The organism is Oribacterium sp. oral taxon 078 str. F0263, assembly GCF_000469565.1.
In the GTDB taxonomy this organism is placed as follows: domain Bacteria; phylum Bacillota; class Clostridia; order Lachnospirales; family Lachnospiraceae; genus Oribacterium.
The window spans coordinates 1-13,920 of sequence record NZ_KI273123.1 but is presented as its reverse complement, the minus strand read 5'-3'; the positions used below and the strand labels follow the sequence as shown (position 1 = coordinate 13,920).

Sequence of the window (13,920 nt, the reverse complement as noted above, 5' to 3'; positions counted from 1 at the left end):
GAGCGCCGCCCTGTCACGGCGGAGGTCGTCGGTTTGACTTTCAGTTTGAAAAATCGCCGGTCATGCCGATATAGCTCAATTGGCAGAGCAACTGATTTGTAATCAGTAGGTTTTCGGTTCAAGTCCGAATATCGGCTGAGACCTGAGCGTTTCGCTTAGGTCTTATATTTATTATGGCGCCGCTGATTCCGGCACGGGCGCGGATTATTTTCAGGGAACTGTAGCTCAGCTGGTCAGAGCAGTCGGCTCATAACCGATCGGTCCACGGTTCAAATCCGTGCGGTTCCACGAGAGAGAGAAGACGAGGCAGATTGCCTTGTCTTCTTTTAATGCGCCGGGCAGAGCAGGGGGCCGCTTTTATTGCCGGATCCGTTTTATGGCCGCATACTTTGTAGGGCTGCATTCATTTTATGGCTGCATACTTTTTATAGCTGCATCCTTTTCTCCATGTTCCTATATTGCGATATTCCATTTCATTTTTTGTTAGCAGTCTGTATTGAAGAGTGCTGATAAAGATGCTATAATAAAGCGGCAGGAATCTTATGGAGTCTCTTTTACATTGTTACATTGTGCTGGAGAAGATAAAGGAGCAGAGGATATGGCAGAAAAGGGAAGTCTTTCGATCAACAGTGAAAATATTTTTCCGATCATCAAGAAGTGGATGTACAGCGATCAGGATATCTTTGTCCGGGAGCAGATCTCGAATGCGTCGGATGCGGTGACGAAGCTTGAGAAGCTTTCCCTGATCGGGGAGTGGAAGAAGCCGGAGGGATACCGCGGGCGGATCGATGTGATTGTCGATTCGGAGAAAAAGACGATCAGCTTCCGGGACAACGGCATCGGGATGACAAAGGAGGAGATTGAGAAATATATCAATCAGATCGCGTTTTCCGGGGCGACGGATTTTATCGAGAAATATAAGGATAAGGCAAATGAGGAGCAGATCATAGGGCATTTCGGTCTGGGATTTTATTCCGCCTTCATGGTGGCGGATCTCGTAGAGATCGAGACCCTGTCCTACCGGGAGGGTGCGAAGCCGGTGCACTGGAGCTGCAGCGGCGGCACGGAATATGAGATCCGGGAGGGAGAGCGGAAGGAGAACGGGACGAGCGTCATCCTGCATTTGAATGAGGACTGCCTCAAGTATGCGAATGAGTGGGAGATCCGCACTGTGCTGGAGAAGTACTGCTCCTTCATGCCGGTAGAGATCTATCTCACGAAGCTGCCAAAGGATGCGGTGACGATCCCGGCCGCGGAGAAGCGGGACGGAGATGTGGTGCTGGAGGAGATCCCGGAGAAGACGGAAAAGGATGCGGACGGGAAGGAGAAGAAGCTTGAGGCGAAGCTTCGGATCGAGAAGCGGCCGGAGCTGGTAAATGAGATTCATCCGCTCTGGGGGAAGAATCCCTCGGACTGCACGAAGGAGGAGTATCTCGACTTCTACCGGAAGGTCTTCCACGATTACAGGGAGCCCCTCTTCTGGATCCACCTCAATATGGATTATCCCTATAATTTGAAGGGGATCCTCTATTTTCCGAAGATCAATACCGAGTATGAGTCCATCGAGGGGACGATCAAGCTCTATAATAATCAGGTCTTTATCGCGGATAATATCAAGGAGGTCATCCCGGAGTATCTGCTTCTCCTTAAAGGAGCGATCGACTGTCCGGATCTTCCGCTCAATGTCTCCCGCTCTCAGCTTCAGAATGACGGCTTCGTGAAGAAGATCTCCGATTACATCACAAAGAAGGTGGCGGACAAGCTCTCCGGCCTGTGCAAAACGGAGCGGGAGAGCTATGAAAAGTACTGGGATGACATCGCTCCCTTTATCAAGTACGGCTGTCTCAGGGACCAGAAGTTCTGCGAGAGGATGACGAACTATATCCTCTTTAAGGATATCGACGAGAAATACCTGCTGCTTCCGGAGTGTCTGGATATCAAGGGAAGCGATTCCGAAGCGAAGGATACGGAAGCTGCGGAGGGCTTGGAAAAGGGAGAAGACAAAAAGATCCCGCTGGAGGAAAAGAGCGGGGAGAACGGGGAGAAGGAAGAGGCTCAGAAGCCCGAAGCGGAGAAGGAGGTGAAGGCGGCCGAAGCAGGGGAAGGGAAGAGCGAAGGCGAAAAGGAGGAGAGCAAAGAGGAAAAGTCCTCGAAGGAAGAGGGCAGCGTGAAGTCCGGGGAAGAGGATGCGGCTTCTTCGGAGGCGGAAAAGAAGGATAAGACGATCTTCTATGTCACGGATCCTCTGCAGCAGAGCCAGTATATCGCGATGTTCCGGCAGGCCGGGAAGGATGCAGTGCTTCTTACGGAGAGGATCGATCAGCCCTTTATCACAGAGCTCGAGGCGAAAAACCCCGGCATTCATTTTAAGAGAATCGATGCAGACCTGGAATCTGAGTTCGGGACCAAGCTCACAGAGAGCGAGGAGAAGGAGCTTTCGGAGAAGGCGGCTGAGCTCGAAAAGAGCTTCCGCGAAAGTCTGAAGAAGGAGAAGCTTCGGCTCAAGCTGCAAAAGATGACCTCCCCGAAGACGGCGGCTTTCCTCTCGATCTCCGAGGAGGGGCGCAGGATGAATGATATGATGCGGATGTATGCGATGCAGGGAATGTCCATGGGGGAGATGCCGGTGGAGGAGACGCTCCTTTTAAATGCGGAGCACCCGCTGGTCAAGCATCTCCTTTCCGTCCGGGATACAGAAGACGGAAAGCTCATCGAAAAGCAGCTCTATGACCTTGCCAAGCTGCAGCAGGCCCCGCTCTCCGCTTCGGAGATGGCGGATTTCATCGAGAGAAGCAATTCGCTCCTTCTTCGCATAAAGAGCTGATCCGGTGCCGCATCGGATTTCGCTCTCATCCTCTCCGTTGAGAAAAAGGGAAGCTTGACGGAGGCCCCCGCCCTCTCCTATAATGAATGAGGTTTCGTCGGTTCAGCCTGATCGGGAGGTTCGGATGGGGATTTCAGAGGGACTTTCGGGAGAGAGGGGGGATTCTGAAGCCCCCGTCATTGGGGCGGACCGCAGTGTGATGGAAAGGGACAGCTTAAGCTGTCCCTTTTTCTGTGGGAAAACGCTCATTACAGTCTTTCGGTCCGGAAAGGAGTGCGGATGAAGAGGGTTGCAGTCATCATGGGGAGCGATTCGGATCTCCCTGTCGTAGAGAAGGGGATTACGCTTTTGCAGAGCTTCGAGATTCCCTTCTCTGTTCATGTGTATTCGGCGCACAGAACGCCGGAGGAGGCCTGCCGCTTTGCGAAGCGGGCGAGAGAGGAGGGCTACGGCGTCTTGATCTGCGCTGCGGGGATGGCGGCGCATCTTGCGGGAGTGATGGCGGCGAACACGACGCTCCCCGTCATAGGCCTTCCCTGCAGTGCGAAGCTGCTGGAGGGGAGCGATGCGCTTCTCTCCACCGTCATGATGCCGCCCGGGATCCCCGTCGCAGCAGTGGGGATCGATGCGGCAAAGAATGCGGCTCTTCTTGCGATAGAGATTCTCGCGGTGACAGAGGAGAGCCTCGCAAAAAAGCTCCGGGAGGAGCGGGAGCGGAACAGGGAGAAGGTTCTGGAGCGTGACCGGGAGCTTTCCGGGAGATACCAGGGATAGGGGGAAAGAGAGATGAAGAGCTGCAGCGAGTCTTACCGCAGAGCCGGTGTGGATATCACGGCGGGCTACCGCGCGGTGGAGCTCATGAAGCAATACATAGCGCGCACGATGACGGAGAATGTGCTCTCCGGACTCGGCGGCTTCGGCGGGCTCTTTGAGCTCCCGGAGGGATTAAGAAAGCCGGTGCTTGTGGCGGGGACCGACGGGGTGGGGACGAAGCTGAAGCTCTCCTTTTTGCTTAAGCGCTATGACACGGTGGGGATTGACTGCGTCGCGATGTGTGTCAATGATGTCATATGCTGCGGCGCAAGACCGCTTTTTTTCCTGGATTATATCGCCTGCGGGAGAAATGTGCCGGAGCGGATCGCGGAGCTCGTGAAGGGCGTATCGGAGGGCTGCGTGCAGGCGGGATCCTCGCTGATCGGCGGAGAGACGGCGGAGATGCCGGGCTTCTATCCGGAGGATGAGTATGATCTTGCGGGCTTTTCCGTCGGGATCGTGGAAAAGGACAGGATCATCGACGGGAGTGGGGTGCAGGAGGGGGACCGCCTGATCGCTCTTCCGAGCAGCGGTGTGCACAGCAATGGCTTTTCTCTCATCCGGAAGGTCTTTGATCTCGATCGGATCTCGAAGGAGGAAGCGGAGGAGCCGCTTGCGCTTCTGGAGGGAAGGAGTCTCGGGGAGAGCCTGCTTCTTCCGACCAGGATCTATGTCAAGCCGCTTCTCTCCCTCATGGAAAGAGTGGAGCTCAAGGGACTGAGCCATATCACGGGAGGCGGCTTCTATGAGAATATTCCCCGCTCCATACCGGACGGGCTCGGCGCGCGGATCCGGAAAAGGGATGTCAGGGTGCTCCCGATCTTCCGGCTGATCGAGGAGCGCGGAGAGATCCCGGAAAGGGATATGTACAATACCTTCAATATGGGAGTCGGGATGACGCTTATTGTATCCCGGGAGCAGGAGGAGAAAGCCCTTTCATTCCTTCTCGACCTGGGTCTTTCCGCCTATCCGCTGGGAGAAATCGTGAGTTCCCGGGAAAAATTGCTGTTGGAATAGAGCTTATGCAGGACGCCGTTTTTAAGACGGATATTTCGGGAGACTTTGTCCTTTGCCGGGCTCTATATGCCCGGTATAAGAAGGAGGGAGGAGGCGGGATGGAGCACTTTGAGAGGAAGGGGATCGGAGAGGCGCTCTTTGGGCTCCCCTATCCGGGGAGGGGAATTTTGCTTGGGATGGGAGAGAACGGAAGGGATCTTTTCCTCTCCTATTTTATCATGGGGCGCTCGGAGAACTCGAGAAACCGGGTCTTTCGGGAGGAGGGGGAGGAGCTTAGGATCGATCCGGCCTGTCCGGAAAGGCTTTCGGATCCCTCCCTCGTTCTCTATTCGCCGCTTCGAAGCGTGTCCGGGAGACTCATCGTCGCAAACGGCGATCAGAGCGATACGATTCATGACTTTCTGGAGGCGGGAAAGAGCTTTGAGGAGGCGCTTTTTACGAGGAGCTTCGAGCCGGACAGGCCAAATGATACGCCGCGGATCTCCGGCATTATGGACCTTCTCGGGAGAAATTACACGCTCTCCATCCTGAAGGCGGAGAGCCCGGGAAGCGGGAACTGTGCGAGATATTTCTATCACTACGCCTTTGAGCCGGGGCTTGGGCATTTCATCCATACCTATCAGGGGAGGGGGGGCCCTCTTCCGAGCTTTCAGGGGGAGCCGAGGCCGGTCCTGATCCGGGAGAGGACGGCGGAGGAGCTCGCCGGACTGATTTGGCGAAGCCTCGATCCGGAGAACCGGATCTCCCTCTATGTCAGGCGGATCGACCGGGAGAGCGGGGAGACGGAGAATGCGCTGATCAATCGCTTTTTGTGTACTTAGATCTGCACTGAGCTAGGGAGAGACGGCGGTTTTGAGAGCACCGCCTTTCCTCAGCGGCTCTTTGGGAGAGAAAGGATGGGGCATCCCCGGTGGGATGAGGAAGAGAGAAGATGAAGGAATACGAATTGAAATACGGCTGTAATCCGACGCAGAGGCCCGCGAGACTTTTCATGCCGGAGGGGGATGGAGGAGCGCGGGACTTTCCCTTTGAGATTTTGAACGGGCGGCCGGGCTATATCAATTTCTTGGATGCGCTGAATGCCTGGCAGCTTGTGCGTGAGCTTAGGGCTGCGTCGGGTCTTCCCGCGGCGGCGTCCTTTAAGCATGTGAGTCCCGCAGGAGCGGCGGTCGGAAGGATCCTCCCCGAAAAGCTGAAGAGGGCTGTCTTCTCGGAGGATATCGAAGGGCTCGATGAGAGCCTTCAGGCCTCTGCCTATGCGAGAGCGCGGGGCTGCGACAGAGTATCCAGCTACGGCGATTTCGCGGCGCTCTCCGACTGCTGCGATCTCACGACGGCGCGTCTTTTGCAAAGGGAGGTCTCGGACGGGGTCATCGCGCCGGATTTTACGGAGGAGGCACTCGCTCTCCTCAGGAAAAAGAAGGGGGGAAGCTATAATATCCTTAGGATGGATCCCTCTTATCTCCCCGACACTCTGGAGAGAAGGCAGGTCTTTGGCATAGGCTTTGAGCAGCTTGGGGACTCTGCTGCTCTTACGAGAGAAGCTCTCTCTAAAATCGTTTCCCGGGAGAAGGCGCTCCCCGAAGAGGCCGTACTGGATCTCATGACTGCGCTCATCGCCGCAAAATATACGCAGTCGAATTCTGTCTGCTATGCTCTGGACGGGCAGACGATCGGGGTGGGGGCGGGACAGCAGTCCAGGATCCACTGCACGAGGCTTGCCGGGGAGAAGGCGGAGCTTTGGTTTCTCCGGCAGTCCGAGAGAGTCCTGGATCTCCCCTTCCTCCCCGGGATACGGAGAGCCGAGCGGGACAACTGCGTCGACGCCTATCTCTCCCGGGACTCCCGGGAGCTTCTCGCGGAAGGGGAGTGGCAGAAGCACTTTTCTTCCCGGCCGGAGCCCTTCACAGAGGAGGAAAAGCGGGACTGCCTCCGCGCCCTTCGCGGGGTCTCTCTGGCCTCGGACGCCTTCTTTCCCTTCGGGGACAATGTGAAACGGGCCGCAAAGTCCGGCGTCTCCTATATCGCGGAGCCCGGCGGCTCTGTCCGGGATGAGGATGTCATCGAAGAAGCGGACAGACACGGCATGGTTTTGATCTTTACGGGAAGAAGACTCTTCCATCACTGAGCTTCCCTGCAATTTTTTCCGCTTTTCTGCGCTTCTGTCAGGGAAGCCGGGAGTGCGGAGGACTGCCGTGTCAGGGAGGCCGGGAGCGCGGAAAGCTGCCGTTTGGAAGGAGAGCTTCCTTAAGAGAACTGCCCTAAAGGGAAGTCAGCTGCTTGTCCCCCGGGCGGAGCCGGTTCCGGGCTTCGAAAGGGCGAAGCGCCGCATAGAAGGAAGGGGTGAAAGGACAGGGAAGAGGCGGAGGCCATTACGGCTCTGAGAGGGAGGACCCTGTGGAGTCTTGCTTTTAGGGAGAGGGAAGCCCTGGAGGAGGGGAGAAGTATGAAAAAAGGAAGGACACGGATCGCCGTGCTGGTCTCCGGAGGGGGGACGAATTTGCAGGCTTTGATCGATGCCTCCCGGAGGGGGGAGATTCCGGACGGGGAGCTTTGTCTGGTCATCGCCTCCCGGCCGGGGATTCCCGCCCTGGAGCGGGCGAGAGCGGCGGGGATTCCCGCTCTCACGATCGTGAGGGATGAGGAGGAGATGATTCGCAGCTTGAAGGGAGCGGGGATCTCACTCATCGTGCTGGCCGGTTTTCTTACGATTCTCTCGGAACGCTTCCTCTCCTGCTTCCGGGATCGGATCATCAATGTCCATCCCTCCCTGATTCCGAGCTTTTGCGGAAGGGGCTTCTATGGGCTCAGGGTCCATGAGGCGGCGCTTAAGAGAGGGGTGAAGCTGACAGGGGCGACGGTTCATCTTGTAAACGAGATCCCGGACGGAGGCCGCATTCTTTTTCAGAGGGCGGTAGAGGTCCTGGAGGGGGACAGTCCAACGAGTCTGCAGCGCCGCGTCATGGAGGAAGCGGAATGGAAGCTGCTTCCGATCGCGGTACAGCTTATGAGTCGGGAGATTTCGGAGAGGGAAAGCGAGGAGAGGGAATGAAGATAGGAGTCATCGGATCCGGTGGGAGAGAGCATGCGATTCTAAGGGCGCTTTGGAGGAGCCCGGACTGCGAAAAGCTCTATGCGATTCCGGGGAACGGGGGGATGAGTGAGGCAGAGACCGTGCCCGGGCTGAAGGCCTCGGATCTCGATGGAATCGTGAAATTTTCCAGGGAGAAGGAGCTCGACTATGTGGTCGTCTCTCCGGATGAGCCTCTGGTTTTGGGTCTGGTGGACCGCTTGATGGAGGCCGGAATTCCCGCCTTCGGACCGTCCCGCTCGGCCGCTCTTTTGGAGGGCTCCAAGGTCTTTGCAAAGGAATTTATGAAACGGCACGGAATTCCGAGCGCGGACTACCGGGTCTTTTCTGAACTCTCGGAGGCGGAAAAATACATCGAAGACTGTGAGCTTCCGATCGTCATCAAGGCGGACGGCCTCGCGCTGGGAAAGGGCGTCATAATCGCAAAGAGCAGAGAGGAGGCGAGGATCGGGCTTTGGAGCATCATGGGAGAGAAGAAATTCGGACATTCCGGGGACCGCGTTGTGGTGGAGGAGTACCTGGAGGGGCCGGAGGTCTCCGTTCTCAGCTTCACAGACGGGGAGAGGATCGTTCCCATGCTCTCCTCCATGGATCATAAGAGGGCACTGGACGGGGATCTGGGACCGAACACCGGGGGCATGGGCGTGATTGCACCGAATCCCTGCTATACGGAGGAGATCGCGGGAGAATGCATGGAGAGGATCCTGCTCCCGACGATACGCGGGATGAAGGAGGAGGGCAGGATCTTCCGCGGCTGTCTCTACTTCGGGCTTATGCTGAGCGGGAAGGGGCCGAAGGTGATCGAGTACAACTGCCGCTTCGGAGATCCGGAGGCTCAGGCCGTGCTTCCGCTTCTCCGCTCCGATCTCCTTCCGATCCTGCTGTCCTGCACAAGAGGAGAACTTTCGGAGGAGCTGGTCCGCTGGAAGGCGGGCCATAGCTGCTGTGTGATCCTCGCGTCCGATGGATATCCGGGGGCCTTTGAGAGCGGATATGAGATCACGGGGACGAAGCTCTGCCGGGAGGTCTATATGGCGGGGGTTGAGAGGAAGGAGGGAAGGCTTTTCAGCAGCGGAGGAAGGGTGCTCGGCGTCGTCGGGACGGGGGAGAGTCTTCCCGCGGCGATAGAGAGCGCTTACCGGGATGTGGAGAAGGTCTACTTCAAGAATATGCGTTATCGGCGGGACATCGGAGCGAGAGCGCTCCGCCTGATGGGAGGGGAAGATGGTATATAGAATCTATGTAGAGAAGAGGCCGGGACTTCGAAGCGAGGCGGAGGCCGTATATCACGACATGAAGAGCAGTCTTCCTCTTGAAAATCTGAAGGGACTTCGGCTTCTTCAGCGCTACGATGTGGAGGGGCTGGATGAGGAAGACTTTCAGAGGGCGGTGAGACTGCTTCTCTCGGAGCCTCCGCTCGATGAAAGCTGTCAGGAGCTTCCGGACTGGGGGACGGAGCGGATTCTTGTGGAATATCTTCCGGGCCAATATGATCAGAGAGCGGATTCCGCGGAGCAGTGCCTTCAGATCCTTCTCGGGGGAGAGAGACCGAGAGTCCGGAGCGCGAAGGTCTACCTTCTGGACGGGGAGCTCACGGAGGAGGAGCTTTCGTGCATCCGGCACTGCCTCATCAACCCCGTTGAGGCGAGGGAGGCCTCGGAGGAGCTCCCTGAGACGCTTCGGCGGAGGCTCAGTCCGCCGGAGGATGTGAGAGTGCTCAGCGGCTTTTCGGAGGCGGGAGAGGAGAGACTCCGGGAGCTTCGGCAGGAGCTCTCCCTCGCGATGGATCTCGAGGATCTTCGCTTTTGCAGGGAATATTTCCGCACTGAGGGAAGGGATCCAAGCCTCACGGAGCTTCGGATGATCGATACCTACTGGTCGGATCACTGCCGCCACACGACCTTCCTCACGATGATAGAGGGCGTGGAGCTCGGGGATCCGCAGCTTAAGAGGGCCTGGGAGCGCTACCTTCATGCGAGAGAGGAGCTTAAGAGGGAGGCTCCCGCAAGCCTTATGGACCTTGCGACGATCGCAGCGAGGCTGCTCCGAAAGGAGGGGAAGCTGGAGGGGCTTTCGGAGTCCGAGGAGATCAATGCCTGCACGGTCCGGACGAAGATTAAGACGGAAGAGGGGGAGGAGGATTACTATCTCCTTTTCAAAAATGAGACGCACAATCATCCGACGGAGATCGAGCCCTTCGGAGGAGCCGCGACCTGCATCGGGGGCGCGATCCGGGATCCGCTCTCGGGGAGAGGCTATGTCTATCAGGCGATGCGGCTCAGCGGAGCCGCGGATCCCGGCCGTCCCGTGCAGGACAGTCTCCCCGGGAAGCTTCCGCAGCGAAAGATCGTCACCGCCGCGGCCCGCGGCTTTTCCTCCTACGGAAACCAGGTCGGCATCGCGACGGGGATCGTCGAGGAGCTCTACCATCCGGGCTATGCGGCGAAGCGGATGGAGATCGGGGCGGTGCTCGCTGCGGTGCCGGTGAAGAATGTGAGGAGAGAGCGCCCTCTGCCCGGGGATCTCGTCCTTCTTCTCGGCGGGAGGACCGGGAGAGACGGCATAGGGGGAGCGACCGGCTCCTCGAAGGCCCATAGCTCGAATTCCCTTTCGGACTGCGGCGCGGAGGTGCAGAAGGGAAATGCACCGGAGGAGAGGAAGCTGCAGCGCTTCTTCCGAAATCCCGCGGCGAGCCGTCTCATAAAGCGCTGCAACGACTTCGGTGCCGGAGGGATTTCCGTCGCGGTGGGAGAGCTTGCGGACGGGCTGGACATCGACCTCGACCGGGTCCCCAGGAAATACGAGGGACTGGACGGGACAGAGCTTGCGATCTCCGAATCCCAGGAGCGAATGGCCGTCGTGATTGCCCCGGAGGACGAGGCGGAAATCCTTTCGCTTGCGGAACGAGAGAATCTCGAAGCTGCGAGAGTGGCCCGCGTCACGGAAAAAAGGCGGCTCAGAATGTACTGGAGAGGGAACTGCATTCTCGACCTGTCCCGCGACTTTCTAAGCAGTAATGGGGCGAAAAAGCGGATCTCCATTGAGAGCGGGAGGGGAGAGAGCATCTCCCGCAAGGTGGAGGGGAGCTTCCGGGAGCGTCTCCTCTCCCTTTCAGAGGATCTGAACAGCTGCTCTCACCAGGGACTTTCCGAGGAGTTCGACTCGACGATCGGAGGAGGGACCATCCTGCTTCCCTTCGGGGGAAAATATCAGAGGACGCCGATCCAGGCGATGGCGGCGAGGATCCCCGTCCGAAGGGGAAAAAGCGATACGGTCTCCCTCATGGCCTTTGGCGGGAATCCCTATGTCACGGAGAAAAATCCCTACCGGGGAGGATATCTCGCGGTCGTGGAATCCGTCTCGAAGCTGATCGCCGCGGGGGCGGAATTCTCCGAGATTTATCTCAGTCTCCAGGAGTATTTCGGAAAGCCGGGAGAGGTGAAAAGCCGCTGGGGAGCGCCGCTCGGGGCCCTGCTCGGGGCCTTCTCCGCACAGCTCGATCTCGGTGTCGCGGCGATCGGCGGGAAGGATTCGATGTCCGGAAGCTTTGAGAAGCTGGATGTACCGCCCACATTGATCTCCTTTGCCGTGACGACGGGAGAGGCGGGAGAGATTCTGAGCCCGGAGTACAAGGAGGCGGGGCACAGAGTCCTCTGGCTCCGCCCGGAATACAGGGAGGAGCTTCCGGAGACTAAGAGCCTCCTCCGGATCTTCTCCCTCCTCCAAAGCTGGAGGCGGGAAGGCCGCCTTGCCTCCCTCTATACTCCCGGCTTCGGCGGGATCTCCGAGGCGGTCATGAAGCAGTGTATGGGAAATGGTTTCGGCTTTCGCTTTGCAGAGAGCCTCTCCCTGGAGGATCTCTTCGGCTATCAATACGCCTCTTTCCTCCTGGAGCTCAGAGAGGAGGCAGACCTCCCACTTCTCTACCGGGAGGCGCAGGCCCTGGAGGGAGTCGTTCTCGCAGATCTTGGCACGGTGCTTCCGGAGAGAGAGTACCGCTATCAATCGGAAAGTGTCAGCGCGGACGAGCTCCTCTCTCTCTATGAGGGAAGACTGGAGGAGATCTTTCCGCTTCGAACCGTTCCGGGGGAAAAGACAGACTTAGGGGAGAGAGAGAAGAAAGACCCCGGGCTCCCGGATCATCGGGAGGAGCTCTGGGAAGCTCCCGCCGTCCCGGTATCCAGACCGAGAGTGCTGATTCCGGTCTTTCCGGGGACGAACTGCGAGTACGATTCCGAGAGAGCCTGTCTTACGGCCGGGCTGGATCCGGAGATTTTGGTGATTCGAAATCTCACGGGGGACGCGATCGCGGAGTCTCTCCGGGAGGCATCGGAGAGACTCCGGGAAGCCCAGATCCTCTTTCTCCCCGGGGGATTTTCGGGAGGAGATGAGCCGGAGGGCTCCGCGAAGCTCATCACCTCCTTCTTCCGAAATGAACGGATGAGAGAGAGCACGATGGAGCTTCTTAAGAAGCGGGACGGTCTGATCCTCGGTATCTGCAATGGCTTTCAGGCTTTGATCAAGCTGGGCCTTCTCCCCTATGGGGAGATCCGGGACAGTGATGTCCACAGTCCGACGCTGAGCTTTAATACGATCGGAAGACATCAGTCAAAGATCGTGAGAACCAGGCTGTGCTCCAATCTGAGCCCCTGGCTCATGAATGCGGAAGTCGGCTCCGTCTATGAGGTCGCGGTCTCCCACGGAGAGGGGAGATTTCTCTGCGAAGAGGAGCTTCTCCGCAGGCTCTCGGAAAACGGACAGATCGCGACGCAGTATGCGGATTTTGAGGGGAGAGCCAGCATGGCGCTCTTTGACAATCCGAACGGCTCCGACTATGCAGTCGAGGGAATCTGTTCCCCGGACGGGAGAATCTTCGGAAAGATGGGGCATGTGGAGCGCTGGCAGCCGGGGAATTTCAAGAACGCAGCCGGAAACTATGACATGGCGCTCTTCCGTTCCGCGAAGGAATACTTCGAACTTTAAGGCATTAAAGCGTCCGGAATCTCAGGGAATCAGACTTCGAAGGCGGGAGTCTCCCCCTCTTCCTCCTGGCGAAGGAGGAGTCTTTCCACGGCGTCGTCCTCTCCCTCTAAGCGGAAGAGGCAGCCCCCCTCATAGCCGCATACGCCGCCCGCCGCGACGAGCTCCGCATCCAGCCCGAAGAGATCCCGGAAGGCATCCAGTTCTGTATAGCCGAGCCCGGGGCCCTGCAGCATGCGAAGACCGCTCGGGCTCTCTTGATTCAGGAGGGCGCAGAGCATCGGGATCGGGAGATCCACCCTTTTTTCCACACCGACGGGATGGATGAGGCGGGTCCTTCTTCCGACTGCGGCGCTGAGAATCGGAATCATCGTGCCGCCCTCCGGGCTCTGGATCAGAATGCCGACATCCCGGGAGCTCAGCTGGACGGCATTTCCTCCCTTCAGAATGAGGTCCTCCGCTCCGAGAGAGGGCGCGATGTCGAAGATGCTCTTTTCCGGGAGCAGCTCGCCCTTTCGCAGGATAAAATCATACCTTTGCCGAGGGGCGGAGGGCTTTACGGACTTTGGGAGGAGAAGCCCCCGGTAAAAGCCCTTTTCCTCAAAGGGAAGTCCGAGCCTCCTCGCGAGCGCGGAGGCGAAATAGGTATTTGTGCTTCCCATGACGACGGCCAGAGTATGCTCCTTTGCCGCAAGAAGAATATCTTCCCGCCCGGAAAGAGCGTCTCCAATCAGCTTTTTCCCGGCGGAGGGACTGAGGTAAACCTGAACTGCTTTCATATCTATGGCTCCTTTCCTGTGCTGCCACCCTGCGGACCGGTCGATTCATAAACAGGCCGTCTGCCGCCCCGGCGGACGGACTTTCCGTGCCGCAGCGATGATTCCTCGCATGGCTTCGCAGCTTTCGCCCTGCTCCCTTTCATTCGCAGTCCCGCGGCGCAAAGCACCGCTTCCTGACCGCTGCAGAGCTATTTTACTGGTTTTTGCTCAGAGCGTCTGCCGCCCTGCGGACCGGTCGGTTCATAAACAGGCCGTCTGCCGCCCCGGCGTTTAGCGATTTGGTATTTTAAATCGCTTATGCGCCGCTGGCCGCGGCAGCCGGAGCGAGAGCGTCCTGTGTTGGAACGGACGGTCCGCAGAGTAGGCGGCACTCTCGCTTTCTTCATAAAGTCCTTCCTCCGCTCCCGTGCAGAGCA

Annotated in this window: 9 protein-coding genes and 2 tRNA genes; 10 read left to right on the top strand and 1 reads right to left on the bottom strand. The window is 58.0% G+C overall.

What is annotated here, in order from left to right; translation table 11 throughout:
• The first annotated feature begins 64 nt into the window (after nucleotides 1–64).
• From HMPREF1986_RS08970 to HMPREF1986_RS08925, 10 genes are all read left to right on the top strand, one after another.
• A tRNA-Thr gene (locus tag HMPREF1986_RS08970) sits at nucleotides 65–137 on the top strand.
• Nucleotides 138–214: 77 nt separating this feature from the next.
• Nucleotides 215–288 (top strand) — tRNA-Ile (locus HMPREF1986_RS08965).
• A gap of 310 nt (nucleotides 289–598) precedes the next feature.
• Nucleotides 599–2,824 (top strand): molecular chaperone HtpG, encoded by a 2,226-nt coding sequence (gene htpG, locus HMPREF1986_RS08960; RefSeq protein ID WP_021774514.1) that lies wholly within the window; start codon nucleotides 599–601, stop codon nucleotides 2,822–2,824.
• A gap of 279 nt (nucleotides 2,825–3,103) precedes the next feature.
• Complete coding sequence (gene purE / locus HMPREF1986_RS08955) at nucleotides 3,104–3,598, top strand: 5-(carboxyamino)imidazole ribonucleotide mutase (RefSeq protein ID WP_021774512.1); 495 nt, start codon at nucleotides 3,104–3,106, stop codon at nucleotides 3,596–3,598.
• A gap of 12 nt (nucleotides 3,599–3,610) precedes the next feature.
• Complete coding sequence (gene purM, locus HMPREF1986_RS08950) at nucleotides 3,611–4,654, top strand: phosphoribosylformylglycinamidine cyclo-ligase (RefSeq protein ID WP_021774511.1); 1,044 nt, start codon at nucleotides 3,611–3,613, stop codon at nucleotides 4,652–4,654.
• Between the two features lie 98 nt (nucleotides 4,655–4,752).
• The gene (locus HMPREF1986_RS08945) at nucleotides 4,753–5,475 is read left to right on the top strand and encodes an IMP cyclohydrolase (RefSeq protein ID WP_036600072.1); all 723 of its coding nucleotides are present in this window, start codon (nucleotides 4,753–4,755) and stop codon (nucleotides 5,473–5,475) included.
• A 110-nt stretch (nucleotides 5,476–5,585) separates the two neighbouring features.
• Complete coding sequence (locus tag HMPREF1986_RS08940) at nucleotides 5,586–6,782, top strand: phosphoribosylaminoimidazolecarboxamide formyltransferase (RefSeq protein ID WP_021774509.1); 1,197 nt, start codon at nucleotides 5,586–5,588, stop codon at nucleotides 6,780–6,782.
• A gap of 318 nt (nucleotides 6,783–7,100) precedes the next feature.
• The gene (gene purN, locus HMPREF1986_RS08935; RefSeq protein WP_021774507.1) at nucleotides 7,101–7,706 is read left to right on the top strand and encodes a phosphoribosylglycinamide formyltransferase; all 606 of its coding nucleotides are present in this window, start codon (nucleotides 7,101–7,103) and stop codon (nucleotides 7,704–7,706) included.
• Entirely contained in the window at nucleotides 7,703–8,980 is a 1,278-nt protein-coding gene (gene purD, locus HMPREF1986_RS08930; protein WP_021774506.1) for a phosphoribosylamine--glycine ligase, read from the top strand. Before purN ends, purD begins: the two co-directional genes overlap by 4 nt.
• On the top strand, nucleotides 8,970–12,728 hold the full coding sequence (locus HMPREF1986_RS08925; protein ID WP_021774505.1) for a phosphoribosylformylglycinamidine synthase: 3,759 nt from the start codon (nucleotides 8,970–8,972) through the stop codon (nucleotides 12,726–12,728). The genes purD and HMPREF1986_RS08925 overlap by 11 nt, the downstream gene beginning before the upstream one ends.
• Before the next feature lie 29 nt (nucleotides 12,729–12,757).
• On the opposite strand, the gene HMPREF1986_RS08920 is transcribed toward HMPREF1986_RS08925, so the two are convergent.
• Nucleotides 12,758–13,504 (bottom strand): hypothetical protein, encoded by a 747-nt coding sequence (locus HMPREF1986_RS08920; protein WP_021774504.1) that lies wholly within the window; start codon nucleotides 13,502–13,504, stop codon nucleotides 12,758–12,760.
• Nucleotides 13,505–13,920: the final 416 nt, after the last annotated feature.

What these genes read in the sequence shown, in the direction of transcription:
- htpG (WP_021774514.1), top strand. Translation starts at nt 599, where the DNA reads ATGGCAGAAAAGGGAAGTCTTTCGATCAACAGTGAAAATATTTTTCCG.
- purE (WP_021774512.1), top strand. Translation starts at nt 3,104, where the DNA reads ATGAAGAGGGTTGCAGTCATCATGGGGAGCGATTCGGATCTCCCTGTC.
- purM (WP_021774511.1), top strand. Translation starts at nt 3,611, where the DNA reads ATGAAGAGCTGCAGCGAGTCTTACCGCAGAGCCGGTGTGGATATCACG.
- HMPREF1986_RS08945 (WP_036600072.1), top strand. Translation starts at nt 4,753, where the DNA reads ATGGAGCACTTTGAGAGGAAGGGGATCGGAGAGGCGCTCTTTGGGCTC.
- HMPREF1986_RS08940 (WP_021774509.1), top strand. Translation starts at nt 5,586, where the DNA reads ATGAAGGAATACGAATTGAAATACGGCTGTAATCCGACGCAGAGGCCC.
- purN (WP_021774507.1), top strand. Translation starts at nt 7,101, where the DNA reads ATGAAAAAAGGAAGGACACGGATCGCCGTGCTGGTCTCCGGAGGGGGG.
- purD (WP_021774506.1), top strand. Translation starts at nt 7,703, where the DNA reads ATGAAGATAGGAGTCATCGGATCCGGTGGGAGAGAGCATGCGATTCTA.
- HMPREF1986_RS08925 (WP_021774505.1), top strand. Translation starts at nt 8,970, where the DNA reads ATGGTATATAGAATCTATGTAGAGAAGAGGCCGGGACTTCGAAGCGAG.
- HMPREF1986_RS08920 (WP_021774504.1), bottom strand. Translation starts at nt 13,504, where the DNA reads ATGAAAGCAGTTCAGGTTTACCTCAGTCCCTCCGCCGGGAAAAAGCTG.